We start from the raw sequence: 24,612 nt of genomic DNA on the forward strand, positions 1-24,612 counted from the left end.
GACAGCGGGGGAGGGGGGCGCTACTTGCCCCACCCCCGATGTCCGCCCCGACCTCCATCTTCGAGCGCATCGCGAGGCGCGCCGGAGCCCTCGCGCCCGGTGAGTCCCTCTCGGCCTCCGGCTTCGCCGGGGACGCCGAGGCCCTCGCCCTCGCCCGCCTCTCGGTGGAGCGGCCGGTGGTGGCGGTCTGCCCGGACGGCACCCAGGCCGACGCCCTCTACCGGGCCCTGCGGGCCTTCCTCCCCGGCGGGACGGCCGACGCGCCGCGGGTGCTGCGCCTGCCCGCCGACGAGATCCTCCCCTACGACGCCCTCTCGCCGGATCCCCAGGTGGCCCAGGCCCGCCTCGGCGCCCTCTTCCACCTGCGCTTCGAGACCGGGGCGCGGGTGCTGGTCCTCTCGGTGGCCTCCCTCTACGGGCGGGTGCTCGCCCCGGCCACCCTCGACCGTCACGCCCGGGCGATCGCCCTGAAGGACCTCATCGACCGGGACGAGCTGGCCCACGCCCTGCTCGAGGCGGGCTACCACAACGTCCCCCTGTGCGAGGACCCGGGGACCTACGCCCTGCGCGGCGGCATCCTCGATTGCTTCTCGCCCCTCTACCGCTGGCCCCTGCGCATCGAGTTCTTCGGGGACGAGATCGACTCCCTGCGCTTCTACGACCCCGCCACTCAGCGCACGGTCGAGACGGTGGCCGACGCCTTCCTGCCTCCGGCGCGGGAGGTCCTCTTCGACGCCCGCTCGATCCGCAACGCCACCCTGGCGGCGCGGGAGCTGGCCGACGAGATGGACCGCCCCTCCCGCCAGATCCGCGGCCTCCTCGACGAGATCGAGCGGGGCCAGGCCGGCTTCGGCATCGAGGCCCTCCTGCCGGGCTTCTACGACGAGGGCCTGGTCTCCCTGGGGGAGTACCTGCCCGAGGGCGCGGTGCTCGCGCTGGTGCGCGCCGACGCCTGCGAGGAGGCGGCCGCCTCCCTCGATGCGCACCTCGAGCAGGAGTACGCGGCGGCCCGCGATCGCAGCGAACTGGTCTACCCCCCGCAGGGCTACTTCATCGGGGGCGAGGAGCGCGAGGCCCTCCACGCCTCCCTGCCCACCCTGCGCCTGGGTGAGCTGATCCTCGCCGGCGACGCCCTGCATCAGGAGGTCGAGGAGGCGGCGGACGAGGACGAGGGCGTTTCGCCGGCGCGGGTCCCGGAGGGGGAGCGCCCCCTCAAGGCCAACCAGCAGCCCACCGCCCTCCTGCGCCAGGAGATCCTCGCCGGCCGCGATCCCGAGGGCGCGCTCGCCCCCCTGGTGAGCCGGCTGAAGCGCTGGCGGGACGCCGGCCACACCGTGATCCTGAGCGCCTCCAGCGCCGGCCGGGCCGATCGCCTCAAGCAGCTCCTCCTGGGCCGGGCCCTGATGGTGAAGACCCTGGCCTCCAGCGAGGAGGCGCCGGCCTTCGATCCGGCCCGCCCCCGGGCCTTCCACGACCCTTCCGTCCACGCCCACCTCCTGCGCGGAGAGCTGGAGGGGGGCTTCGTCGACGGCGAGGCCGGGCTGGTGGTCCTCAGCGACGCCGAGATCCTGGGCAAGCCGAAGGAGGGTCGGCACCAGAAGAAGGCCGGCGCCAAGCCCGAGGAGATCTTCGCCGAGCGCTTCCGGGACCTGGCCGAGGGCGACCTGGTCATCCACGTCGAGCACGGCATCGCCCGCTACGGCGGCCTGACCCGGCTCTCCCTGCGGGGGGTGGAGGGCGACTTCCTCGAGCTCCACTTCGCCGGCAAGGACAAGATCTACCTGCCGGTGCACCGCCTCGGCCTCGTCCAGAAGTACGTGGGGGGCAAGGAGGAGGCGACCCGCCTCGACAAGCTCGGCAGCCAGGCCTTCGCCGTCCGCAAGAAGAAGGTGAAGGAGGAGCTGCTGAAGATGGCGGCCGAGCTCCTCGAGATCTACGCCGCCCGCAAGGCCCACCCGGGCACGGCCTTCTCGCCCCCCGACACCGCCTTCCGTCACTTCGAGACCGGCTTCGCCTACGAGGAGACCAACGACCAGGCGCGGGCGATCCACGAGGTGATCGTGGACATGCAGCGCGATCAGCCCATGGACCGGCTGGTCTGCGGCGACGTGGGCTTCGGCAAGACCGAGGTCGCCATGCGGGCGGCGATGAAGGCGGTGATCGACGGCAAGCAGGTGGCGGTGCTGGTGCCCACCACCGTGCTGGCCGCCCAGCACGAGAGCAGCTTCAAGGAGCGCTTCGCCGGCTTCCCGGTCAGCGTGGAGGGGGTGAGCCGCTTCCGCCCGAAGGAGGAGATCCGGGACGTCCTCGCCCGGGCCAAGGAGGGGAAGGTCGACATCCTCATCGGCACCCACCGGCTGCTCTCCAAGGACGTGGGCTTCAAGGATCTCGGCCTCCTCGTCGTGGACGAGGAGCAGCGCTTCGGGGTGAAGCAGAAGGAGGCCCTGAAGAGGCTGCGCAAGCAGGTGGACGTCCTCACCCTCACCGCCACCCCCATCCCCCGCACCCTGAACATGTCCCTCTCGGGGATCCGGGACCTCTCGATCATCGCCACGCCCCCGATGGATCGGCGGGCGATCCGCACCTTCGTCACCCGCTTCGACGGGCCGACGATCAAGGAGGCCGTCGAGCGCGAGCTCGCCCGGGGCGGGCAGGTCTTCTTCGTCCACAACCGGGTGAAGTCCATCGGCGGCGTGTACCGCTACCTGCGGGAGCTGCTCCCGGACGTGAAGATCGAGGTCGCCCACGGTCAGATGACCGAGACCAAGCTCGAGACGGCGATGACCCGCTTCGTGAAGCGCGAGGCGGACCTGCTGCTCTGCACCGCGATCATCGAGTCGGGCCTCGACATCCCCTCGGTGAACACCATCCTCATCTCCCGCTCGGACATGTTCGGGCTGGCGCAGCTCTACCAGCTGCGCGGGCGGGTCGGCCGCAGCCGGGAGCGGGCCTACTGCTACCTCCTGGTCCCCGCCCGCCGGCCGATCACCCCCGACGCCCGCAAGCGCCTCACGGTCCTGCAGGAGCTCGGCGAGCTGGGGGCGGGCTTCCGCCTGGCCAGCCACGACCTCGAGATCCGGGGGGCGGGCAACCTCCTGGGCCACCACCAGTCCGGGCAGATCGAGGCGGTCGGCTTCGACCTCTACAGCCAGATGCTCGACGACGCCGTGAGGGAGCTGCGGGGGCAGCCGCCCCGGGAGCACTTCGAGCCGGAGGTCACCCTGCCGGTGCCGGCCTTCCTCCCCGACGACTACATCCCCGACATCCACCAGCGCCTGACCCTCTACAAGCGAGCGACCTCGCTGGAGGGCGAGGAGGAGATCGCTGCGTTCCGCGAGGAGCTGGTGGACCGCTACGGCCACCTCCCCGGGGAGGCCGAGAACCTGCTGGCCATCAGCCGGATCCGCCACCACCTGGCCCGCCTCCACCTGCGGAGCCTGGAGAGCGGCCCGGGGCGGCTCGTCATCACCCTGGGGGACGAGGCCCGGCTGGACCCCCTGCGGCTGGCCGCCCACATCGAGAAGGTCGACAAGGGGCACCGGGGGCGCCTGAGGCTCTCGCCGGAGCTGCGCCTCTCCCTGAAGCTGCCCGGGGTCCTGGAGGGGGAGGCCCTCTTCGAGGCCGCCGTGGCCTTCATCGAGGAAATCGATCGGGCCGCCGGAGGTTGAGGCCCTGCGACCGGCGCGGATCGGCCCTTCCTTGCCGCCCTGGCTCGGGGTGGTGTAAACCCCTGATTCCGTTTCGATAACCGGTAGGCCCGGAGGCCCAAGAGCCCGATGAAATCCACGATCCTCACCAGCTTCTTCGCCCTGATGCTCTCCCTCACCCTGACCGGCTGCCCGCCGAAGAAGGATGGCGGCAAGACCGACGGCAAGGGCGGCGAGTCCGGCGGTGTCACCCAGACCGAGAAGGCCGGCCCGGCGCTGGCGACCATCGGCGACACCAAGATCACCGTCGACGAGTTCAAGGAGCGCCTCATGCGCCAGAGCCCCTTCCTGCGGGCTCGCTACAACACCACCGAGCGCAAGAAGCAGTTCCTGGACAACATGGTGCGCTTCGAGCTGCTGGCCCGCGAGGCCGAGCGGCGGGGCCTGCAGCAGGACCCCGACGTTCAGGAGACCATGAAGAAGGTCATGGTGCAGAAGCTCATCCGCCAGCTCAACGAGGACGACCAGGCCGCGCTGCCCGACGCGGAGCTCAAGGCCTTCTACGACGCGCACCTCACCGACTACGTGAAGCCCGAGCGGGTGCGCCTGGCCCACATCCTGGTGCAGGCCGAGGACCCGGCGAAGAAGGGTGAGGCCAAGAAGAAGATCCAGGCCATCGGCAAGGAGCTGGCCAAGCGCAGCGCCGAGGCGACCGCCTTCCAGATGATCGCCCGGGAGAAGAGCGACGACGCCGGCACCCGCTCGGTGGGTGGTGACCTGGGCTACCACACCAAGGAGGAGCTGGCCGACATCTGGGGTGGGGCCCTGGCGGACGCCGCCTTCGCCATGGAGAAGGTGGGCGACGTGAGCACCGTCGTGGAGAGCGAGAAGGGCCTCCACCTCCTGAAGCTCACCGGCAAGCAGAAGGCCCTGGATCGCAGCTTCGACCAGGTGAAGATGCAGATCGAGGGGCGCGTACGCCGCGAGAAGCGCACCACCCTCTTCGACGACTTCGTCGACGGGCTGCGCACCAAGGAGGCGGTCAAGGTCGACGAGGCCCTCCTCGAGAGCATCGAGGTCAGCGCCTCGGGCGTCGACGGCGAGGCCGGCCCCGAAGGAATGGCGGGCCCCGGCGGCATGCCTGGCCCCGGGGGCGCCCCGGGCGGCCTGAACCCCCCGATGCCCATGGGCGAGGGCGACGAGCCGCCGCACGTCATCCCCTCCCAGCCCGCGGACCAGTAGGCTCGCCCGCTCGCGACGATGGTGGTCCTTCCCTCAGCGCGGTGGCTCCGGAGGAGCCTCTCCCCCGGCGCCACCGCTGCGCTCCTCTCGCTCGCGCTCCTCGCCGGGGGCTGCCCCGAGGGGAGCGAGGGCAAGGCCCCGGCCGATCCGGTGGTCGCCAGCGTGAGCGGCCAGGAGGTCCCGGCCTCCGAGCTCGCCCGGCTGATGGATCGCTTCCGGCAGGAGCACGGTGACCTGGCCTTCCGCTCCGACTCCGACCGGGTGCAGGTGCGCGACCAGCTCCTGAAGGATCGCATCCAGGAGCTGCTGCTCCTGCAGGCGGCCGAGGCCCGGAAGATCGAGATCTCCGAGGAGAAGATCGACCGCGCGATGATGCGGCTGCGGGCCGGCTACCCCGAGCGCTCCTTCGAGGAGCACCTGGCGGAGGAGGGGCTCCCCGAGAGCCAGGTCCGCCGGGACCTGCGGGACCGCCTCATGATCCGGGAGCTGCTGCGCACGGAGGTCAACGCGCGGGTCGCCGTCTCCGAGCAGGAGATCGAGACCTACTTCCAGGAGAACGAGAAGAAGCTCGAGCGCCCGGAGGAGGTGCGCGCCTCGCAGATCGTGGTGCGCACCGAGGAGGAGGCCCAGCGGATCCGCCGGGACCTGCAGCGCGGAGAGGACTTCGCCGAGCTGGCCCGCCAGCACAGCGTCGCCCCCGAGGCCGCCTCGGGCGGGGATCTGGGCTTCTTCGCCCGGGGCATCATGCCCAACCCCATCGACTCGAGCTGCTTCTCCCTGGGCACCGGCAAGGTCTCCGAGGTGGTCGAGAGCCCCTACGGCTACCACCTCTTCATGGTGCACGAGCGCCGCGGGGCCGAGGCCCGCAAGCTCGACGACGCGCTGCGAGAGAAGATCGAGCTCGAGCTGCGTCAGGAGAAGGAGGCCGCCGCTCAGCAGCGCTTCATCGAGGAGCTCCAGAAGGCGGCCAAGATCACCATCGACGACACGCGTCTGGCGGAGGTCCACTGATGACGACCTGGAATCAACGGCTGCTCTGCCTCGCTCTGGCGCTCGGCCTGGGGCTCCCTGCGGCCGCGAGCGCGGAGCAGGTCATCGACCGGGTGGTCGCGGTGGTGGGTAGGAAGGTCGTGACCCTCTCCGAGGTCGAGACCCGGGTGCAGCTCTCCCGTCAGCTCGGCACCATGGCGGGCAGCGACACGAAGGCGCAGCAGCGCCGCGCCCTCCAGGAGCTGATCGACGAGGCCCTGCTGGAGGCCGAGGTCGAGGGGATGCAGATCGAGGTCGCCGACGCCGAGGTGGAGGCCGCCATCACCGAGCTGCGCCGCCAGAACGGCCTGGACGAGGCCTCCTTCGCCCGGGCGATCGCCATGCAGGGCTACACCCTCGACGCCTACCGCAAGGAGGTCGCGGCCCAGCTGCGGCGCGCGCGCCTGATCAACTCCGAGGTGCGCTCCAAGGTCCAGATCAGCGACGCCGACATCGACGGCGTCCTCCGGCAGCGGGGCACGAAGGAGAGCTTCGAGATCCGGGCGCGCCACATCCTCCTGAAGGTCGACGAGGACGCCCCGGCGGCCGAGGCCAAGGCGGTCGAGGAGAAGCTCCTCGGGCTCCTCGCGAAGGTGCGGGCCGAGGAGGTCCCCTTCGACGAGCTCGCCCGGGCCGAGTCCCAGGACGGCACCGCCAAGGACGGCGGTGATCTGGGCTGGTTCGGCCGGGGCCTGATGGTCCCCCCCTTCGAGGAGGCCGCCTTCGGCGCGGAGCCGGGCACGATCGTCGGCCCGGTGCGCACCCGCTTCGGCTACCACCTCATCCAGGTGCTCGCGCGCCGGGAGAAGGCGGCGAAGAGCAAGGACGCCGAGCGCCAGGCCGCCCGGGCCGAGCTCTACGGCAAGGCCTTCGAGGCCGAGATGCAGCGCTACCTCGAGCACCTGCGTGAGGGCGCGGTGATCGAGATCAAGGTCGCCGAGCTGGCGACGCCGTGAGCCCGGAGCGCCCGCTCGTCGCCATCTCCCTGGGGGACCCCTGCGGCATCGGCTGCGAGGTCACCCTGCGGGCGCTGCTGCACCCCGAGGTGCAGGCCTCCCTGCGTCCCCTGGTCTTCGGGGACGCCTTCCTCTGGCGCCGGGCCGAGGAGGCCCTCGCTCGGCGCCTCGATCCCGCCTCGCTCGGCGGTGCGCTGCGGGAGGTCACCTCCCTGGCGCCGGGAGACGCGCCCCTCGGCGGCGCGAGCCCGGCCTCGGATCGGGCCCAGAAGGCCTACCTCGAGGCCGCGACCGCGTCCGTGCTCGCCGGCGAGGCGCGCGCCCTGTGCACGGCGCCGATCACCAAGGCCGCCGCCGCCCGCGCCGGCTTCCACCACCCCGGACAGACCGAGTACCTGGCGGAGGCCGCCGGGGTCGAGCAGGTGACGATGATGCTCGCCGGGCCGCGCCTGAAGGTGGCGCTGGTCACCACCCACCTCGCCCTCGCCGAGGTCTCCGGCGCCCTCGAGGAGGCGACGGTGATCGCCACGGTGCGCCGCACCGCGGCGGCGCTGCGCGACTGGTTCGGCGTCGCCGAGCTGAAGATCGCGGTCTGCGGCCTGAACCCCCACGCCGGAGAGGGCGGGCGCTTCGGCCGGGAGGAGCTGGAGCTCCTCGGACCGGCGGTGGAGAAGATGAAGGCCGAGGGGCTGCCCGTGGAGGGGCCGAAGGCCGCCGACGCCGCGCTCGCGCAGGCGGCGATGGGTGCCTACAGTGCGGTCGTGGCGATGTACCACGACCAGGGGCTGACCGCGGCCAAGGCCGTGGATCAGGCCGAGAGCGTCAACCTCACCCTGGGGCTTCCCTTCGTCCGCAGCAGCCCCGATCATGGCTCGGCCCTCGACATCGCCGGGCGCTTCGCCGCCGATGAGGGCTCGATGGTCGCGGCCCTGCTCCAGGCCGCCCGGCTCTCCGCCTGAACAGGAGGTTCGACATGCCTCGTCTCCCGCTCCGCTCCGCTCGCCGAGGGTCGATCTCCCTGTTCGCCGCCGCGCTCCTCCTCGGGGGCGCCGCCTGCAAGGACGAGCCGGCCCCGAAGCCCGCCCCGGCGCCGACCCCCTCCGCGCCCGCGCCCGCGCCCGCCGCGAGGCCCGCGACGGGAGCCGAGCCCGCGCCGGTGGTGCCCGCCCTCTCCGGCCTCGACCTGGAGGCCTTCCTCGAGGATCACGTGCGCCGCTGGGCGCTGAAGGATCCGAAGAACCCCTGGGCCCTGGCCCACGCCCTCCCCATCACCGGCCCCGAGGTCGAGCTCGCCGACGGCCAGACCCTCCTCGAGGCCATCCTCGCCAACGCCAGCTGGCGCACCGAGAAGGGGCGCACCTTCCCGGCCTTCGTCGGCAAGGCCCCGGACGGCACCCCCCGCGAGCCCCACCGCAACCTCACCATCGCGGCCCTCTACCTCGCCGGCGTCGACCCCGAGACCGCCTTCACGATCGACGACGAGCCGGCCACGGTGGGCGAGATCTACCGCGGCGCCCTCTGGCTCTTCGAGGAGCCCAAGGACGGCCACTTCGGCCCCGACGCCTGGACCCTCTCGGCGATGGCCGTCGCCCCGGGCAAGCCCGAGAAGCTGATCAACCTGCGAGGGGTCACGGTGAAGGTCCGCGACCTGCCCGCGCGGGCGGCCGAGGACTTCGAGACCCAGAACGCCTTCCTCCACCAAGTGCGGGCCAGCGGCGAGCCGCTGGTGAAGCAGCGCCAGGGGGTCTTCTCCGAGCCCTGCGGGGGCTGGCACTACTACGAGGGCCTCGCCCGCTGGCTGCCCGACAAGCACGCTGGCAAGAAGGTGCGGCCGATCCTCCAGCGGATCACCGAGCTCTCGGCCTTCCGGATCCGGGCCGAGGCCGAGCTCTACGACCGGACCCACGAGCGGGCCCCGGCGCACCTCCAGCGTCTGCTCTGGATCCAGGAGCTGAAGTTCTTCGGGCACTACCTCGAGGCCATGAGCATCGGCCGGGACGGCGGCATCGCGGTGCGCCCCGAGGACGTCGACTTCGCCCGCCGCCGCCTGCATCAGGCGATCGAGAAGCTGCGGGAGCTGAAGGCCTTCGAGGAGATGGAGCAGGTGAACGCCGAGCGGCACCAGTCCTACCTCGACCTGATCGGCGACTCCTCGCACGCCCTCCAGGGCCTGCGCGCCTGGCGCTGACCGGGCCCCGCCTTCAGATCCCGGCGGGGGTCTCGCTCGCGCCCGGGGCCTCCTCCTCGCCCTCCGGGGCGCCGGCCGGCGGCTCGGGGGAGAGCAGGGGCGGGCGGCCCCGCTCGAGGGCCTCGGCGGAGAGGCTCGCCTTGTCCATCACCTGCCGGGCCACGAAGATCGGCGCCCGGGAGCTCACGGCCAGGGCGATGGCGTCGGAGGGCCGCACGTCGAGGCGGGTCGACCCTCGATCGGAGAGCAGGGTGAGGGTGGCCACGAAGGTGCCGTCGTGGACGGCGTCCACCCGCACCTCCCGCACCCGGGCGTCGAAGAGCTCCAGGAGCTGATCGATCAGGTCGTGGGTGAGGGGTCGCTCGAAGCGGCGCCGGTCCAGCCGCAGCTGGATCGACATGGCCTCGGTCTGCCCGATCCAGATCGGCAGCAGCCGGCGGGTGAGCGGCTCGACCAGGAAGAGGGCGTGCCCCTCCGGGCCCGGGATCACCCCGAGGATGTCCACCCGGAAGAAGCCCTCCGGGGTGGGGATGGCCCCCTCGTCGGCCTCCGCGCTGGCGGCCGTCGCCGGCTCCGTGGCGGCGGGGGCGCTGGAGGTGTGAGCGCAGCCCACCGGGAGGGTCACGAGCGCCAGGGAGAGGAGGAGGGACCTCACCACTTCACGTTAGCACGCAAAAGAAAGAGGCCGGCGCCAGGATTCATCGAATCCCGCGCCGGCCTCGAGAGAGACGTGAGGGCGCTGGCAGGGCCTTCGCGTCAGGCCTCGGCCGAGGGCAGCTCCTTCAGGTAGGCCTCGACCAGCTCCCGCTGGCGGGCCTCGTCCATCTGGCTCTTCAGGAGATGCCCGGCGGCGCCGATGGCGAGATCGACGGCCACCTTGCGGACCTCGGCGAGGGCCTGCTTCTTCTCCTCCTCGATCTGGGATCGAGCGGAGGCGATGAGCTTGTCGGCCTCTTCCCTGGCCTTGGCCAGCTGCTCCTCGCGCGCCTTGCCCACCTCCGCCTTGGTCTGGCGAACCACCTCGGCGGACTCCTTGCGGGCCGCCTCGAGGGCGGCCTGGTTGTCGGCCATCATCTTCTCGACCTCGGCCTGACCTTGCTCGGCCGCGTCGAGGGCGTCCCGGATGCGCTTCTCCCGGGCCTCGATGGTGGAGAGGATCGGACCCCAGGCCTTCCACCGCAGGATCGCGAGCAGCAGGCCGAAGGTGACCAGTGTCCAGATGATGAGGCCGGGCTCGACGTCGACCAGGCCACCAGCACCCAGCAGGATGGGCAGGGCGTTCATGGGTACAGCCTTCCTACTTCAGGGCGAGGAGGATGCAGATAACCTCGGCGAAGAGGGTCACGCCCTCGATGAGGGCCGCGGCGATGATCATCGAGGTCCGGACGTCGCCGGCGACGGAGGGCTGCCGGCCCGTGGCGTCCATGGCAGAGGCGGCGAGACGGCCGATGCCGTAACCACCACCGACGACCGCGAGACCGGCCCCGAGGCCAGCGGCGAGATAAGCGAGTGCGAGCTCCATGATGAGTTGCTCCTTCCCCTGTGGGGAGATCAGTGGTCGTGGGAAGCCAGGCCGATGAACAGCGCGGTCAGCATGGCGAAGATGTAGGCCTGCAGGAGAGCGACCAGGATCTCCAGCAGGTAGATGAACAGCGCGAAGGGGACCGACACCGGCACCCACACCAGGCTCTTCTGCACGAAGATGAGCCCGAGGAGGGAGAGGATGACCACGTGGCCCGCGGTCATGTTGGCGAAGAGCCGCACGGTGAGGGCGAAGGGCTTGGTGAAGAGGCCGACGAACTCGATGGGCCACATCAGGGGCCAGAGGGCCGCCGGCACGCCGGAGGGCACCAGGGCCTTCCAGTAGCCGAGGGTGCCGTGGGCCCGCATCCCGGCCAGGGTCGTCATGAAGAAGGCGATCAGCGCCAGGGCGCCGGTCACCGCCAGGTTGCTGGTGGCGGTGGACATGTAGGGGATGAGCCCCACGAAGTTCATGACCAGGATGAAGAGGAAGAGGGTGAGGAGGAAGGGCACGTAGCGCGGCCCGTCCTTCTTGCCGATGTTCGCGATCGCGATCTCGTCGCGCACGAAGATCACCAGCACCTCGAGGAGGTTGCCGAAGCCCCTCGGCACGCCGCGCTCGTCGTACTTCCTCGGGGCGATGACGCCGTAGAGCACGAAGAGGATGAACGCCGAGAGCCAGAGGAAGAGGACCAGCTTCGACGGGGTCATGTCGATGGTGGTCTCGCCGAGCTGGAAGCTCCAGGTGCCGAAGGTCTCGCGCAGGTCGATCTTGTGGCCGAGGTGCCCGTTCGGCGCCGGCACCTCCACGTCGTAGCCGTTGGTGATGTGGTGCATCATCACGTCGGCGTAGGGCGTCTCCTCGCCGGCCGCGCCGTGACCCTCGCCGGGGGCGTCACCGTGGGTGTCACCGGACGCGAAGGCCGGGGCGCCCAGCAGCAGGGCGGCGAGAGCGACGGAGGTCGTCAGCAGGCGCGCGAGCTTCATTTCAGTTCCCCTCGGCGGGCTGGATGGACCGGGTGCGCAGGGCGAGCCGGACCTCCAGGGCCTGGGCGATGACGTAGAGAGCGAAGAAGGAGATGACGATCCAGGCCGGCGCGACGCCGAGGACCTTGACCCCGAGGATCAGGCCGGCGCCCAGGACGATGGCGCGCCCCAGGAAGGTGCCGACGATGGCGCCCATCACGGCGTTCTGGGCAGCGGTGGGGTTGAGCCCCGGCGCCCGGGCGATCGCCTCGGAGACCTTGAGCAGCCCGTAGAGCCCGCCCGAGAGGCCGAGGAAGGTGCCCAGGCCCACGGCGGTCCACTCGCCGGAGAGCCCGCCGAGGAGGGCGAGGACCAGGGCAGAGGCGGCGGTCAGCACGATGGTGTCGTTGCGGCTCATCTACAGTCGTTTCACGGTTCGGAAGAGCTCCACCATGCCGCTCGTGATGCCCAGCAGCGCGCCGGTGATCGTGAGCCAGGGGGTGGTGCCCCACTTTTTGTCCAGCCAGTAGCCGCCCAGGGTGAAGATCGTGAGGGCCCCTGCCATCGTCCAGCCCAGGTGGAGGAAGGGGCCCACCGAGCGGTAGGCCTTGGCGAGCTCGGAGAGACCCTCTTCAGGGTCCGCCGGCTCACCCTTCTCCCCTCTGGGATCATCGGGGGCAGAAGGCATCAAAAACTCTAGTTATAACGAGCGCTTAGGTACTGCTTCCGCGTCGGCGGGCCGCATACGTAGCATGGGGCCGCGCAAACGGTCAAGCGAGGGGGAATCGGGCCCCGGAGGGCCCGGATCCGGCCTTTTCGGGCCCCTCTAGGCGAGGGTCTTCATGACCTCCCGGGCGGCCGCGATCGTCGCGTCGATCGTCGCGTCGTCGTGGGCCAGGGAGACGAAGCCGGCCTCGAACTGGGAGGGGGCCACGTAGACGCCCTTCTCGAGCATGGCGGCGTGCCACTTGCCGAAGCGCCCGGTGTCGCTCTTGCGGGCATCGTCGCCGTTCAGGACGGGGCCCTCCTGGAAGTAGAAGCCGAACATGGCCCCCACCCGGGCGGTGCAGATGGGGATGCCGGCCTCGGCGGCGGCGGCCTCGAGGCCGTCCACGAGGCGGTCGCAGGTCTTGCCGAGCCGCTCGAAGACCCCCGGCTCGGCCAGCTTCTTCAGGGTGGCGATGCCCGCAGCCATGGCCAGCGGATTCCCGGAGAGGGTGCCGGCCTGGTAGATGGGGCCGGCCGGGGCCATCTGGTCCATCAGGTCGGCCCGGCCGCCGTAGGCGCCCACCGGCAGGCCGCCGCCGATGACCTTGCCGAAGCAGGTGAGGTCGGGGCGGATGTCGAAGCGGGCCTGGGCGCCGCCGAGGGCGACCCGGAAGCCCGTCATGACCTCGTCGAAGATGAGGATCGCGCCGTGGGCGTCGCAGAGCTCGCGCAGGCCCTCGAGGAAGCCCTCCACCGGCGGGATGCAGCCCATGTTGCCCACGACCGGCTCGAGGATCACGCAGGCGATCTCCTTCCCCTTCTGCTCGAAGAGGGCCTTCGCGGCCGCGAGGTCGTTGTAGGGGAGGGTGAGGGTGTGCTTCGCGAAGTCGGCGGGCACGCCGGGGGAGTCGGGGAGGCCGAGGGTCTCGACCCCCGAGCCGGCCTTCACCAGCAGGCTGTCCGCGTGGCCGTGGTAGCAGCCGTCGAACTTCACGATGTCGTCCCGGCCGGTGGCGCCCCGGGCCAGACGCAGGGCGCTCATGGTGGCCTCGGTGCCGCTGTTCACGAAGCGCACCTTCTCGAGGGAGGGCATCAGCTCGATGACCAGCTCGGCCAGCTCGTTCTCCCGCACGCTGGGCGCGCCGAAGCTCGTCCCCTGCTGCGCCGCGGCGGTGATGGCCGCGATGACGTCGGGGTCGGCGTGGCCGAGGATGGCCGGGCCCCAGGTGCCGACGTAGTCGATGTAGCTGTTGCCGTCGACGTCGGTCATCCGGGCGCCGGAGGCGCTGGCGATGACCAGGGGGTTGCCGCCGACGGCCTTGAAGGCGCGCACCGGCGAGTTGACCCCGCCGGGCATCAGCTGGCGGGCGCGGTCCATGATCTCCTGGCTGCGGCTGTGATCGAGCAAGGTGGTCTCCTAGTGGCCGGGGCGTTGATAGGACTCCTCGTCGGGGACGAGGGCCTTCTTGCGGGTCTTGAGGCGGGCGATCTTCACCTGCACCGCCCGGGGGTCGGGGTGGGTCTCGAGGGCCCGGATGTAGGCGGCGATGGCCTCGTCGGTCTTGCCCTGGCGGGCGAGGCAGTTGCCCTCCTCGACCCAGGCGCGGGGGACGAGGATGGAGGAGGCGTGCTCCTCGTGGAGGCGGGAGTAGGCCTTCAGGGCCTCGTCCAGCTTCTCCTCGGCCTGGAAGGCGCCGCCGATGAGGAAGAGGGCGTCGTCCACGTACTCCGAGTCCTCGTGCTTCTCGAGGAGGACCTGGGCCTCGGTGCGGGCCTGGGTCCAGTTGCCCTGGGCGTAGTAGCCCAGCGCCACCTCGTGCTGCCAGCGAGGGGCCTCCGGGGAGTCGGTGTCGGTGGCGATCAGCGCCTGGTAGAGGCCGACCGAGGCCGGCCGGTCGTCGAGGTCCTCGACGTGGATCCGGGCCATCCGCTCCCGGGCCCGCAGGGCCTCGGGGGAGGTCGGGTAGTCCTCGACCAGGGTCTGGTAGTAGCGCAGGGCCACCCGGGGCTGGTGGAGGTAGAGGTGGGTGAGCCGGCCGGCGGTCCAGAGAGCCTCGATGCGCAGGGGCCGGGCCTCGGCGCTGTTGTCTCCGCGGAGCGACTCGAGGGCCTTCTCGACCTGCGACATGGCGGCCTCGTGCCTCCCCTTGAAGGAGAGGTCGTCCGCCCGATCGAGGCACTGCCTCGCCTCGGGCTCACAGGAGGCCCCGCCGACAGCGAGCACGAGGAGGAGGGTCAGGCTGACGAGCCCGGCGCGCTTCACGCGCCCTCCTCCTCGCCGCCCTCGTCGCCCTCGTCGTCCATCTCGGTCTCCACCACCGGGGCCACGCCGGTGACCTTCTCCTCCCGGGAGCCCAGGGAGATCAGCCGCACCCCCTGGGTGTTGCGGCCGATGATCGAGATGTCGGCGGTGGCCATGCGGATCAGCATGCCGGTGTTGGTGATGAGGATGATCTCGGCGTCCTCCTTCACCTGCACGGCGCCCACCACCGGGCCGTTCCGGTCGGTGGTCTTGATGGTGATGATGCCCTTCCCGCCCCGGGACTGCGTCCGGTACTCGTCCAGGGCGGTGCGCTTGCCGTAGCCGTTCTCGGTGATCGAGAGGATGGGGTCGTCCGAGCGCAGCACCTCGGCGCTGACCACCTGGTCTCCCGTGCCCAGGGCGATGGCGCGGACCCCGCGGGCGGTGCGGCCCATGGGGCGCACCTGATCCTCGGAGAAGCGGATGGAGAGCCCCCCGGCGGTGGTCACCAGCATCTCGCTCTTGCCGTCGGAGATCTGGGCGGTGATGAGGTCGTCGCCCTCGTCGATCGTCAGGGCGATGATGCCGCCCTGCCGCTGGTTGGCGAAGGCCGAGAGCGCCGTCTTCTTCACGTAGCCGCCGTGGGTGAACATGGCGATGAAGTGCTCGTCGTCGAAGCTCTCGATGGGCAGCACGGTGCGCAGCCGCTCGTCGCCGCGCATGGAGATGAGGTTCACCACCGGCTTGCCCCGGGCGGCCCGGCTGGCCGCGGGGATCTCGTGGACCTTCAGCCAGTGGCAGCGGCCGTGGGAGGTGAAGAGCAAGAGCTGGGTGTGGGTCGAGGCGACGATCAGCTGCTCGACGAAGTCCTCTTGCTTCACCGAGGCGCCGGTCTTGCCGCGCCCGCCCCGCTTCTGGGAGCGGTACTCGTCCAGCGGGATGCGCTTGATGTAGCCGGCGTGGCTGACGGTGACGACCATGTCCTCGTCGGCGATCAGGTCCTCGATGGCGATCTCGCCCACGTCGGCCTTGATCTGGGTGCGGCGCTCGTCGCCGTACTGCTCGCGGACCACCTTCAGCTCGCCGATGATCTCGTTGAGGAGGAGGCGGTCGTGGGCCAGGATCTCCTTGAGGCGGACGATCTCGTCGCGCAGGGTGAGCATCTCCGCCTCGAGCTTCTCGCGCTCGAGGCCGGTGAGGCGGGAGAGGCGCATCTCGAGGATGGCCTGGGCCTGGATGGCGTCGAGCTGGAAGATGCCGCTCGCGATGGCGGCGTCGATCTGGGCGTCGTGGGCGTCGACCAGCTGGGCGAAGCGGGGCTCGAAGCCCTTGAACTTCTCGGCGACCAGGAGGGCCTTGGCCTCGTCGGGGTCCCTCGACCCGCGGATGATCTCCACGACGCGGTCGATGTGGTCGGTGGCGACCACCAGGCCGGCCAGGACGTGGAAGCGGGCCTCGGCCTTCTCCAGCTCGAAGCGGCAGCGCCGGGTGACCACCTCGCGGCGGTGGTCGATGAAGCGCGCGATGCACTCCTTGAGGGTGAGCACCTTCGGCTGGCCCTGATCGATGGCCAGCATGGTGATGCCGAAGGTGGTCTGGAGCTGGGTCTGCTTGAAGAGGTTGTTGCGGACCACGTCGGCCATCGCGTCGCGCTTGAGCTCGATGACGATGCGCATGCCGTCGCGATCGGACTCGTCGCGAAGATCGGAGATGCCGGTGAGCTTCTTGTCGCGGACCAGCTCGGCGATCTTCTCGATGAGCTTGGCCTTGTTGACGTAGTAGGGGATCTCGGTGACCACGATCCGCTCGCGGTCCTCCTTCTTGCCGTAGATCTCCACCTCGGTCTTGGCGCGCACCTTTACGCTGCCCCGGCCGGTCTCGTAGGCCTGCCGGGCGCCGGAGACGCCCAGGAGGATGCCGCCGGTGGGGAAGTCCGGGCCCTTCACGAAGCGCATCAGGTCGGTCACCGACGCGTCCGGGTGATCGATGAGGTGCATCGTGGCGTCGATCACCTCCCGCATGTTGTGGGGCGGGATGTTCGTCGCCATGCCGACCGCGATGCCCGACGCGCCGTTCACCAGCAGGTTCGGGAAGCGGGCCGGGAGGATCAGCGGCTCCTCGAGGGTCTCGTCGTAGTTCGGGCCGAAGTCGACGGTCTTCTTGTCGATGTCGGCGAGCAGGTCGCTCGCCAGCCGCTCCATGCGCACCTCGGTGTACCGCATGGCCGCCGCGCGATCACCGTCGATCGAGCCGAAGTTGCCCTGCCCGTCGACCAGCGGGTAGCGCAGGGAGAAGTCCTGGGCGAGGCGCACCAGGGTGTCGTAGACCGCCTGGTCGCCGTGGGGGTGATACTTGCCGATGACGTCGCCGACGATGCGCGCCGACTTCTTGTAGGCCCGGCCGGCGGTGTTGCCGAGGTCCTGCATGGCGAAGAGGACCCGGCGGTGCACGGGCTTGAGGCCGTCGCGCACGTCCGGCAGGGCGCGGCCGATGATCACGGACATGGAGTAGTCGAGATACGACCGCCGCATCTCGTCTTCGATGTTCACCGGGCGGGTGCTCGAGCCCTCGGTCATCTTGGTGCTTCTCCTTCGGTGGGCCCATCGGCGGGCCGGCCCCGTGCTCGCCGCTGGCGGCGGATCCACGGGGCGCGGGCACCCCGGATCGGGGTGCCTCGAGAGGACGCGGAATAATGCCCCGCCGGGGGCCTCCGGTCAACGCCTATGTGACCAATATTCAAGGGCTTTTTGCCGATTTCGGCCCTCTCCAACCCCCCGGAATCGGGGGGGCTTCCCCGGGCCTCGAAAAACTGTGGGGGATCGCGGAGAAGGTGGCGTGGATCGCGGCCTTGGCCGGCTCAGGCAAACGTGATTTCAGGTACTTGCGGGTGGCACGGGGCCTGCTTTGATCCGGCTTCGAATCCATCCTCGCGCCCCGCAAGAGCGCCCAAGGGAGACCGCCATGAAGATCGCCAAGCTGACCCTCGCCGCCGCCGCCGCGACCCTCCTCCTCGCCCCCGGCTGCAAGAACCTGGATCCGCCCTACGCCCTCGAGTCCGCGGACACCTGCGAGAAGCTGGAGAAGGAGATCAAGCTCCAGGCCCAGACCCAGATCCGCCTCAACTACGGCTGGATCAGCGGGCTGAACTTCATCAGCTGGGGGAAGGGCGGCGGGGGCTTCCTCGGCGGGATGGCCGAGGCCGACATGGCGGCCGGCGCCGCCCCCCGCAGCAGCAACAGCTCCTCCACCCCCCGCCTGCACTCGGACACCAACGTGCAGGTCGAGGGCGTGGACGAGGCCGACCTGGTCGAGACCGACGGCACCTACCTCTACGCCCTGGCCGGTGACCACCTGATCATCACCGAGGCGTGGCCGGCCGCCAGCGCCCACGAGGTCGGCCGCCTGAAGATCGAGGGCCAGGTGCAGGGCATCTACCTGCGCGAGGACGAGGACCGGGTGGCGGTGCTCTCCCAGCTCTGGAGCGCCCCGCAGCCCATCGCCGGCGGCAGCGCGCAGCTCTCCGGCGCCACCAACTCCGACATCACCAAGGTGACCCTGGTGAGCGTCGCCAACAAGGCCGCCCCGGTGGTCGAGCGCGAGACCTACCTCGAGGGCTTCCTCCACGACTCCCGGGTGGTGGGCGATCGCCTCTTCGTCGTCTCCTACGTCGATCTCTACTTCGACGACCTGATGTGGGCCGACTCCCAGGCCGAGGCCATGCGCCTCTCCAAGAACAGCACCCTGGACCAGTGGATGCCCAAGCGGGCGGACAACGTCCTGCGGGGCGGCAGCTGGAGCTCCGAGGAGACCGACATCTGCAACTGCGCCGACGTGAACGTCTCCATCCGCCAGAGCGGCACCCACATGATGACCATCTCCTCCTTCGACGTGACCGACCCGACCTCCACGGTCGACGCCACCTCGGTCCTCGGCTCGGTGGAGCAGGTCTACGCCAACGGCCGCAGCCTCTACATCTTCTCCGAGGAGCACGCGGACGGCCCCTGGCGCTCCTTCGACGGGCTGCGCGAGACCATCATCCACCGCTTCGACATCCCCGAGAACGGCACCAAGCCGACCTACGACGTCTCGGGCAAGGTGCCCGGCACCCTCACCAACCAGGGGGCCGCCGCCGCCCAGTTCTCCTCCGACGAGTTCGACGGCAAGCTGCGCATCGTCACCAACCAGATGGACGACGACTGGAACACCTCGGTCGGCCTCTACGTCCTCGAGCCCGGCACCAACCAGCTGCGGATGGTCGGCATGGTCCCCGAGCTGGTGGAGAACGAGGAGGTCTACGCCGTGCGCTTCATCGGCGAGAAGGCCTACGTGGTGACCTTCCGCCAGATCGATCCCCTCTTCATCGTCGACCTCACCGACCCGCGCCGTCCCGAGGTGAAGGGTGAGCTGGAGATCCCCGGCTTCTCGAACTACCTCCACCCCATCGACGCGGACCACCTGCTGGGCATCGGCCTCGATGGCAGCGTCCAGGTCTCCCTCTTCGACGTCAGCGACGACATGAACCCCGTGCGCGACTCCCAGCTGGTCCTCCCGAACACCGGCTGGTCCGAGGCCCAGAACGATCACCACGCCTTCAACTTCTTCGCGCCCCACGACGCCCTCTTCGTGCCGGTCTCCGACTGGGGCAGCAACGGCTCGAAGGTCAGCGTGATCCACGCCAAGGTGGACGAGCCCCTGGCCGAGCTCGGCCGGGTGAGCAACGCCACCCTGCGGACCGCCGCCGGCTTCGCCTCCAGCCAGTACGACTGGTGCGTCGACCAGCGCCGCTCGGTGGTCATCGAGAACGCCCTCTACGCCGTGAGCGGCGCGGGCATCACGGTCACCGAGGTGCGCAACCCCACCGCCGAGCTGGCCACCGTGCCCTTCGCCGGCATCGATCCCTGCGCCGACACCATCTACTATGGCGGCGGCTGGGACGAGGGCTGGTAGGCCCGGACCTGACGCTCCGGGGTGGGGGAGCTATCTGTGCGAGGGGCGATTGGCCCCTCCACCTCGAGCCCCCGCACCCCGAAGATGGCCTACTGCTCCCGCTCCCCTCGCAGGCCGCCCGGCATTCCGTCCGGGTGTCTCCTCCTCCTGTTCGCGCTCTGGCCCGGGCTCTCCCGGGCCGAGGCGCCCGCGGACGAGCCCTCGCCGGCCGCCGCGGAGGAGACGGCCCTGGCCTCGCCCGGGCTGGTCTACTGGCTGACCGCCCGGCAGGGCTACCGCCTGCGGGACGCGCGCCCCGGCGATGAGGCCGCGGCCGATCCCCTGGCGCCCGTCGCGCCGGCGACCGATCAGGACCTGCACCTCGCCCTCGACGCCGGCCTCCTGAACGGCGCGGGGACCCTCGGCGCCGACCTGGCCCTGGGGGCCTGGCTGGACGCCGACGGGATCGCCGGCGATCCGGCGCCCCTGGCCTTCGCCTCGGTGCGGGACGGGGCAGCGGGCCGGGCGGCCAGCCTCTACCTCGCCTCGGTCTTCTACCGCCCCGGCGGCTGGCTGAAGGAGGTGCGGCTCGGCCGGATGAGCACCGGCTTCGGGACGCGCACCGTCTTCGACGGGGCCTCCCTCTCCCTGCTGCCCCTGCGCGGGCTGCGCAGCCCGGCGCTCGCGCGGCTCGAGCTCGTCGCCCTCGGCGGCCGCACCGCGCACCTCTACGAGCTCGACGGCGAGCACTTCGAGGACTGGCTCGGCGCGGTGGCCCTGCGCCTGCGGCCCCTGCGGGATCTGAAGCTCGCCCTGGACTACCGCCTGATGATCGAGGACTCGGCCAGCGCGGGGCTCGACCACGGCTACGGCCTCGAGGCGCAGTGGCGGATCAGTGACTTCCTCGGCGCCCGGCTCGAGGTGCGGGGGGTCGACGACGCGCTCTCCCGCCTCGCGCTGGCGGGGCGCTACTGGCACGAGGCCCTCGGCTTCGGGCTCGACGCCCGGATCGATCTGCAGCTCTCGACCCTGGAGGCCCTCAACGAGCGGGACGATCCCCTCTTCGCCATCCTCGGGCCGAGCCACCCCAACCTGCGCTGGGACCTCGACCTCTTCGAGGAGTTCGAGACCGGCCACGCGGACTACGTCCTCCACCTGGGCTGGCAGGGCCGGGAGCCCCTCGACGGGATCAGCGCCCCCTTCAACCGCCGCCAGGGCCGGCTCCACCTCACCGGCGACGCGCTCGAGCTGGTGATCCCGGGCCTGCAGGCCTCCCTCTCCCTCGAGTACCACCACGACGGGGGCGACCTGGGCGAGGGCCTGCTGACCCTCGGCGGCGCCGCGGGCTACCGCTCCGAGGCGCTGCGCGGCCTCGGGGGCGAGCTCGGCAGCTACTACCAGCGCTTCAAGTACGACTACTACGCGGACGTCGAGGAGCGGCAGGACGTGCGGACCTTCTTCGTCGCGGCCTTCGTCGACGCGCTCCCCTGGCTGGAGGTCCGCCTCCGCTACACCCTGGAGCACTTCGACCGCACCGCCCACTCCTTCCACTTCCTCCTCACCCAGCGCCTCGAGGGGGGACGGTGATGCGAACGACGCTCCTCCGGGCCCTCCTCCTGGCCCTCCTCCTCTCCGCCGGCCCCGGCCGGGCCGAGGAGGGGCCGGTCTTCTCCCACGCCGACCACATCGGCCGCGAGCCCGATGGGCCCTGTACGGCCTGCCACGCCGTCGAGGCGCCGAAGCCCACCCTGAAGGCGGAGCGCTGCATCTTCTGCCACGACGAGGACGACACCGCCCCCACGCGCTATCGCCTCCTCGACCGGGCGAAGCCGCTCCCCCTCGCGCTCCCCCACGAGCGCCACGCGAAGGAGGGCGACTGCCGGACCTGCCACGCCCGGACCGTCCGCGATCAGCTGGTGCAGGGCGAGGCCTTCATGCCCTCGTCGCTCTGCTTCGACTGCCACCAGGAGCGCCAGGTCGTCGCCGCCACCGACCGCTGCGAGAGCTGCCACGGCGAGGGGAAGCGCCTGACGCCTCCGGCCGGTCACCGCGCGTCCAGCTGGATGCGGCGCCACGGGGAGGCCTCTCGCTGGACCGGCGGGATCCACGGCGAGGACTGCGCCCTCTGCCACCGGGCCGACGCCTGCCAGACCTGCCATCAGCAGCGGGCGCCCGCCGATCACAACGGCCTCTGGCGCCTGCGCGGCCACGGCCGGGTGGCCGCCTGGGATCGGGAGGGCTGCAAGACCTGCCACGAGTCGGGGCAGTGCGTCGCCTGCCACCGCAGCACCCAGCCGCTCAACCACCAGGGCGCCTGGACCTCGCTCCACGGCGCCGTGGCCGGGGACCGGGAGAACCCCTCCTGCCTGACCTGCCACCGGCCGACCGCCTGCGTCGCCTGCCACGCGGGAGCCACGCCATGAGCGCGAAGATCACGAAGATCACGTGGGGTCCGCTGGGCGTGGGGCTCCTCCTCTTGCTGCTCTGCGCGGCCTGTGAGGGCGCGCCCCTCGCGGACGGGGTGCCCGACGATCTGAGCTGCTCCACCTGCCACGGGGGCCCCGAGAGCAGCGCGCCCCCCTCCGCCCTCTCCGGGGAGACCGCCACCGAGGCCATCGGGGTGGGCGCCCACCAGGCCCACCTCCAGGACGGCGCCATCCGGGCGGCCCTCCCTTGCGAGAGCTGCCACGTGGTGCCCGCCGAGATCGGCGCGGCCGGCCACGTCGATCCCCTCCCGGCCGAGGTGAGCTTCGAGGCCGGCCTGGACAAGGCGACCGGTCAGGGCACCTGGGACCGGACCACCGCCACCTGCAGCGAGGTCTACTGCCACGGCGTGACCCTCGCGGGGGGGACCACCAAGACCCCGGTCTGGACCCTCGTGGACGGCTCCCAGAGCCAGTGCGGCAGCTGCCACGGCAACCCCCCGGTGACGCCCACCCACCCGGCGGCGAGCCAGTGCCACCTCTGCCACCGCGGGACGGTGGCCGCCGACGGCAGCATCGACGTCGCCGGCGGGATGCACATCGACGGCAAGCTCGACGTCGACGGCACCGCCTGCGACTCCTGCCACGGCGGGAGCGGCGAGCCCGCGCCGCCGCTGGACCTCGCGGGGAACACCGAGACCACCGCGCCCGGGGTCGGCGCCCACCGCGAGCACCTCGCCGCCTCGAGCTGGCACCGCACGATGATCTGCGACGACTGCCACCTCGTGCCCGGGCAGATCGACGCGGCCGGGCACCTCGACACGCCGGCCCCGGCGGAGCTGACCTGGGCGGGGATCGCGATCGCCGACGGCGCGGCGCCCACCTACGATCGGACGACCGGCGCCTGCGCCGACGCCTACTGCCACGGCGGCACCCTGAAGCTCGGGCCGGGCACGGTGCCGGCCCCGGTCTGGACCGTGGTGGACGACAGCCAGGATGCCTGCGGCGCCTGCCACGGGGTGCCGCCGGGCGGCAGCCACCCCCCCGTCTCGCCCACCGAGTGCGGCAGCTGCCACCCCTGGAGCGGGCTGACCCCCGACGATCCGGCCACCCACATCGACGGCAAGGTCGACCTCGCCTCCATGGCCTGCGACGCCTGCCACGGCGGCGGCGGGGTCGCCGCGCCGCCCCTCGATCTCTCGGGCAACGTCGCGAAGAGCGAGCCCGGGGTCGGCGCCCACCGGGAGCACCTGGCCTCCTCGGTCTGGCACCGCACGATGGCCTGCGACGACTGCCACCTCGTGCCGCAGGCCGTCGGCGATCCGGGGCACCTCGACACCCCCCCGCCGGCCGAGCTCACCTGGGCCGGGATCGCCGTGGCCGGGGGCGCGGCGCCCGTCTACGATCCGGTGACCGGCCGCTGCAGCGACACCTACTGCCACGGCGCCACCCTCCCCACCGGCCCGGGCACCGTGCCCGCGCCGACCTGGACCACGGTGGACGGAAGCCAGGACGCCTGCGGCACCTGTCACGGCTTGCCGCCGGGCGGGGTGCATCCCACCCTCCAGAGCTTCGAGTGCGGCCCCTGCCACACCTTCAACGGCCTGAACCCGGCGGATCCCACGACCCACGTCGACGGCAAGATCGACGTCCTCTACTGCGACGGCTGCCACGGCTTCCCCCCGGCGACCGGCGCGCACCCGCTCCACGTGGGCGACGCGGACGCCACGAGCTGGGCGAGCTACGGCGGCCTGCTCCACGCCGCCGACGTGCGGGCCGGCGCGGCGACCTACCTCTTCGACTGCGGCCAGTGCCACCCGCGCGACGTGGCGCGGCACGCCGACGGCACCGTCGACGTGGAGGTCGGCTCGACCGGTGTCCCCGGGGGCACCCTGCGCTCCCTCTCGACGCCGACGGCGAGCTACACCGGCGGGGTCTGCCGCGAGGTCTACTGCCACTCGACCGGCCAGGAGACCCCGGCCTACGTCGACTCGCCGCCCTGGACCGGCGGCTTCACCGGCCCGCGCTGCGCGAGCTGCCACGAGAACCCACCCTCCTACGCCAGCGGCGGCGCGGGCACGGCGACGGCGAACACCCACCTCCAGATCGCCGACGACGGCGTCGAGTACGGGCACTTCGGGGGCCTGCCGGGCCCCTGGCACACGAGCTACCACGGCGGCGGCAGCCCGGGCGACGCGGCCTCGCCGCTGACCTGCCAGACCTGCCACTACGACACGGTCGATCCCGCGGCGGTGGGGCCCGGCGGCTTCTACTGGCTGAACACCTCCGGCAGCTACGAGCGCGGCTCGGGCCACTGGATGGACTGCACCCGCTGCCACACCGGCGCCGGCGGCGCGCCGGCGCAGGGGGTCGGAGGCGTCCAGCCGGCGGCCCACGTCAACGGCGTGCGCGACGTGGTCTTCGAGCAGCGCACCTCGATCCCCGCGGGCACCCCGGGGATCCCCGCGGCACCCAACCGGCCGACCTACCCGACCTGGGTCACCGCCGCCCCCAGCGCCGCGGATCGGCCGCCGGGCTCGGTCGTCGACGGGATCACCTGGTCGGTGGACCTGACCCTCTCGACCTACGATCCCGCCGACAAGAGCTGCCAGAACGTCGGCTGCCACATCCTCCAGTCCTTCGGGACCGGCATGGCCCAGTACGAGCCGCTGCAGTGGGGGGTGACGCCCGTCGGCTGGTCGACCTGCAACGCCTGCCACCAGAACTGAAGGCCTGGAATAGCCCTCGGGGTGGCCGGTTCCAG

19 protein-coding genes are annotated in these 24,612 nt (G+C 71.6%); 10 read left to right on the forward strand and 9 right to left on the reverse strand.

Features of this window, described 5'->3' with window-relative positions; genetic code table 11:
• Positions 1-38: 38 nt before the first annotated feature.
• The 6 genes from mfd to P1V51_15910 all read left to right on the forward strand — a co-directional run bounded on the left by mfd (position 39) and on the right by P1V51_15910 (position 9,062).
• The gene (mfd, locus tag P1V51_15885; protein MDF1564525.1) at positions 39-3,668 is read left to right on the forward strand and encodes a transcription-repair coupling factor; all 3,630 of its coding nucleotides are present in this window, start codon (positions 39-41) and stop codon (positions 3,666-3,668) included.
• Positions 3,669-3,776: 108 nt separating this feature from the next.
• Complete coding sequence (locus P1V51_15890; GenBank protein ID MDF1564526.1) at positions 3,777-4,889, forward strand: peptidyl-prolyl cis-trans isomerase; 1,113 nt, start codon at positions 3,777-3,779, stop codon at positions 4,887-4,889.
• Between the two features lie 18 nt (positions 4,890-4,907).
• Positions 4,908-5,900 (forward strand): peptidyl-prolyl cis-trans isomerase, encoded by a 993-nt coding sequence (locus P1V51_15895; GenBank protein MDF1564527.1) that lies wholly within the window; start codon positions 4,908-4,910, stop codon positions 5,898-5,900.
• Positions 5,900-6,874, forward strand: a complete 975-nt coding sequence (locus tag P1V51_15900; GenBank protein MDF1564528.1) for a peptidylprolyl isomerase — start codon at positions 5,900-5,902, stop codon at positions 6,872-6,874. Before P1V51_15895 ends, P1V51_15900 begins: the two co-directional genes overlap by 1 nt.
• Positions 6,871-7,833, forward strand: a complete 963-nt coding sequence (gene pdxA / locus P1V51_15905) for a 4-hydroxythreonine-4-phosphate dehydrogenase PdxA (protein ID MDF1564529.1) — start codon at positions 6,871-6,873, stop codon at positions 7,831-7,833. The genes P1V51_15900 and pdxA overlap by 4 nt, the downstream gene beginning before the upstream one ends.
• 14 nt (positions 7,834-7,847) lie before the next feature.
• Entirely contained in the window at positions 7,848-9,062 is a 1,215-nt protein-coding gene (locus P1V51_15910) for a hypothetical protein (GenBank protein MDF1564530.1), read from the forward strand.
• A 13-nt stretch (positions 9,063-9,075) separates the two neighbouring features.
• On the opposite strand, the gene P1V51_15915 is transcribed toward P1V51_15910, so the two are convergent.
• From P1V51_15915 to gyrA, 9 genes are all read right to left on the reverse strand, one after another.
• Positions 9,076-9,717: a bifunctional nuclease family protein gene (locus P1V51_15915; GenBank protein ID MDF1564531.1), complete on the reverse strand. Its 642-nt coding sequence runs from the start codon at positions 9,715-9,717 to the stop codon at positions 9,076-9,078.
• 101 nt (positions 9,718-9,818) lie between these two features.
• Positions 9,819-10,346 (reverse strand): F0F1 ATP synthase subunit B, encoded by a 528-nt coding sequence (atpF, locus tag P1V51_15920; protein ID MDF1564532.1) that lies wholly within the window; start codon positions 10,344-10,346, stop codon positions 9,819-9,821.
• 13 nt (positions 10,347-10,359) lie between these two features.
• Complete coding sequence (locus P1V51_15925) at positions 10,360-10,587, reverse strand: ATP synthase F0 subunit C (protein MDF1564533.1); 228 nt, start codon at positions 10,585-10,587, stop codon at positions 10,360-10,362.
• Positions 10,588-10,613: 26 nt separating this feature from the next.
• On the reverse strand, positions 10,614-11,570 hold the full coding sequence (atpB, locus tag P1V51_15930; protein MDF1564534.1) for a F0F1 ATP synthase subunit A: 957 nt from the start codon (positions 11,568-11,570) through the stop codon (positions 10,614-10,616).
• 1 nt (position 11,571) lies between these two features.
• Positions 11,572-11,967 (reverse strand): hypothetical protein, encoded by a 396-nt coding sequence (locus tag P1V51_15935; protein MDF1564535.1) that lies wholly within the window; start codon positions 11,965-11,967, stop codon positions 11,572-11,574.
• Positions 11,968-12,237 carry an AtpZ/AtpI family protein gene (locus tag P1V51_15940; protein MDF1564536.1) on the reverse strand — a complete coding sequence of 90 codons (270 nt, stop codon included), beginning with the start codon at positions 12,235-12,237 and terminating at the stop codon, positions 11,968-11,970.
• A 138-nt stretch (positions 12,238-12,375) separates the two neighbouring features.
• Positions 12,376-13,635 (reverse strand): glutamate-1-semialdehyde 2,1-aminomutase, encoded by a 1,260-nt coding sequence (hemL, locus tag P1V51_15945; protein MDF1564537.1) that lies wholly within the window; start codon positions 13,633-13,635, stop codon positions 12,376-12,378.
• Positions 13,636-13,674: 39 nt separating this feature from the next.
• Entirely contained in the window at positions 13,675-14,520 is an 846-nt protein-coding gene (locus P1V51_15950) for a tetratricopeptide repeat protein (GenBank protein MDF1564538.1), read from the reverse strand.
• On the reverse strand, positions 14,517-17,075 hold the full coding sequence (gene gyrA, locus P1V51_15955) for a DNA gyrase subunit A (protein MDF1564539.1): 2,559 nt from the start codon (positions 17,073-17,075) through the stop codon (positions 14,517-14,519). Before gyrA ends, P1V51_15950 begins: the two co-directional genes overlap by 4 nt.
• Before the next feature lie 385 nt (positions 17,076-17,460).
• Between gyrA and P1V51_15960 the strand changes: the two genes are divergently transcribed.
• The 4 genes from P1V51_15960 to P1V51_15975 all read left to right on the forward strand — a co-directional run bounded on the left by P1V51_15960 (position 17,461) and on the right by P1V51_15975 (position 24,577).
• Positions 17,461-19,446 carry a beta-propeller domain-containing protein gene (locus P1V51_15960; protein ID MDF1564540.1) on the forward strand — a complete coding sequence of 662 codons (1,986 nt, stop codon included), beginning with the start codon at positions 17,461-17,463 and terminating at the stop codon, positions 19,444-19,446.
• A gap of 84 nt (positions 19,447-19,530) precedes the next feature.
• A complete protein-coding gene (locus tag P1V51_15965) occupies positions 19,531-21,012 on the forward strand; it encodes a hypothetical protein (GenBank protein ID MDF1564541.1) in 1,482 nt (493 codons plus the stop codon).
• Positions 21,012-21,848 carry a cytochrome c3 family protein gene (locus P1V51_15970; protein ID MDF1564542.1) on the forward strand — a complete coding sequence of 279 codons (837 nt, stop codon included), beginning with the start codon at positions 21,012-21,014 and terminating at the stop codon, positions 21,846-21,848. Before P1V51_15965 ends, P1V51_15970 begins: the two co-directional genes overlap by 1 nt.
• On the forward strand, positions 21,845-24,577 hold the full coding sequence (locus P1V51_15975) for a CxxxxCH/CxxCH domain-containing protein (GenBank protein ID MDF1564543.1): 2,733 nt from the start codon (positions 21,845-21,847) through the stop codon (positions 24,575-24,577). The genes P1V51_15970 and P1V51_15975 overlap by 4 nt, the downstream gene beginning before the upstream one ends.
• Positions 24,578-24,612: the final 35 nt, after the last annotated feature.

This window comes from Deltaproteobacteria bacterium (assembly GCA_029210625.1).
Taxonomy (GTDB): domain Bacteria; phylum Myxococcota; class Myxococcia; order SLRQ01; family SLRQ01; genus JARGFU01.

Bases quoted from the DNA above. Each gene is read 5' to 3' on its own strand.
- mfd (MDF1564525.1), top strand. From the start codon at position 39: ATGTCCGCCCCGACCTCCATCTTCGAGCGCATCGCGAGGCGCGCCGGA.
- hemL (MDF1564537.1), bottom strand. From the start codon at position 13,635: ATGGACCGCGCCCGCCAGCTGATGCCCGGCGGGGTCAACTCGCCGGTG.
- atpF (MDF1564532.1), bottom strand. From the start codon at position 10,346: ATGAACGCCCTGCCCATCCTGCTGGGTGCTGGTGGCCTGGTCGACGTC.
- P1V51_15935 (MDF1564535.1), bottom strand. From the start codon at position 11,967: ATGAGCCGCAACGACACCATCGTGCTGACCGCCGCCTCTGCCCTGGTC.
- P1V51_15960 (MDF1564540.1), top strand. From the start codon at position 17,461: ATGAAGATCGCCAAGCTGACCCTCGCCGCCGCCGCCGCGACCCTCCTC.
- P1V51_15895 (MDF1564527.1), top strand. From the start codon at position 4,908: ATGGTGGTCCTTCCCTCAGCGCGGTGGCTCCGGAGGAGCCTCTCCCCC.
- P1V51_15900 (MDF1564528.1), top strand. From the start codon at position 5,900: ATGACGACCTGGAATCAACGGCTGCTCTGCCTCGCTCTGGCGCTCGGC.
- P1V51_15965 (MDF1564541.1), top strand. From the start codon at position 19,531: ATGGCCTACTGCTCCCGCTCCCCTCGCAGGCCGCCCGGCATTCCGTCC.
- gyrA (MDF1564539.1), bottom strand. From the start codon at position 17,075: ATGACCGAGGGCTCGAGCACCCGCCCGGTGAACATCGAAGACGAGATG.
- P1V51_15975 (MDF1564543.1), top strand. From the start codon at position 21,845: ATGAGCGCGAAGATCACGAAGATCACGTGGGGTCCGCTGGGCGTGGGG.
- P1V51_15970 (MDF1564542.1), top strand. From the start codon at position 21,012: ATGCGAACGACGCTCCTCCGGGCCCTCCTCCTGGCCCTCCTCCTCTCC.
- P1V51_15910 (MDF1564530.1), top strand. From the start codon at position 7,848: ATGCCTCGTCTCCCGCTCCGCTCCGCTCGCCGAGGGTCGATCTCCCTG.
- atpB (MDF1564534.1), bottom strand. From the start codon at position 11,570: ATGAAGCTCGCGCGCCTGCTGACGACCTCCGTCGCTCTCGCCGCCCTG.
- P1V51_15940 (MDF1564536.1), bottom strand. From the start codon at position 12,237: ATGCCTTCTGCCCCCGATGATCCCAGAGGGGAGAAGGGTGAGCCGGCG.
- P1V51_15890 (MDF1564526.1), top strand. From the start codon at position 3,777: ATGAAATCCACGATCCTCACCAGCTTCTTCGCCCTGATGCTCTCCCTC.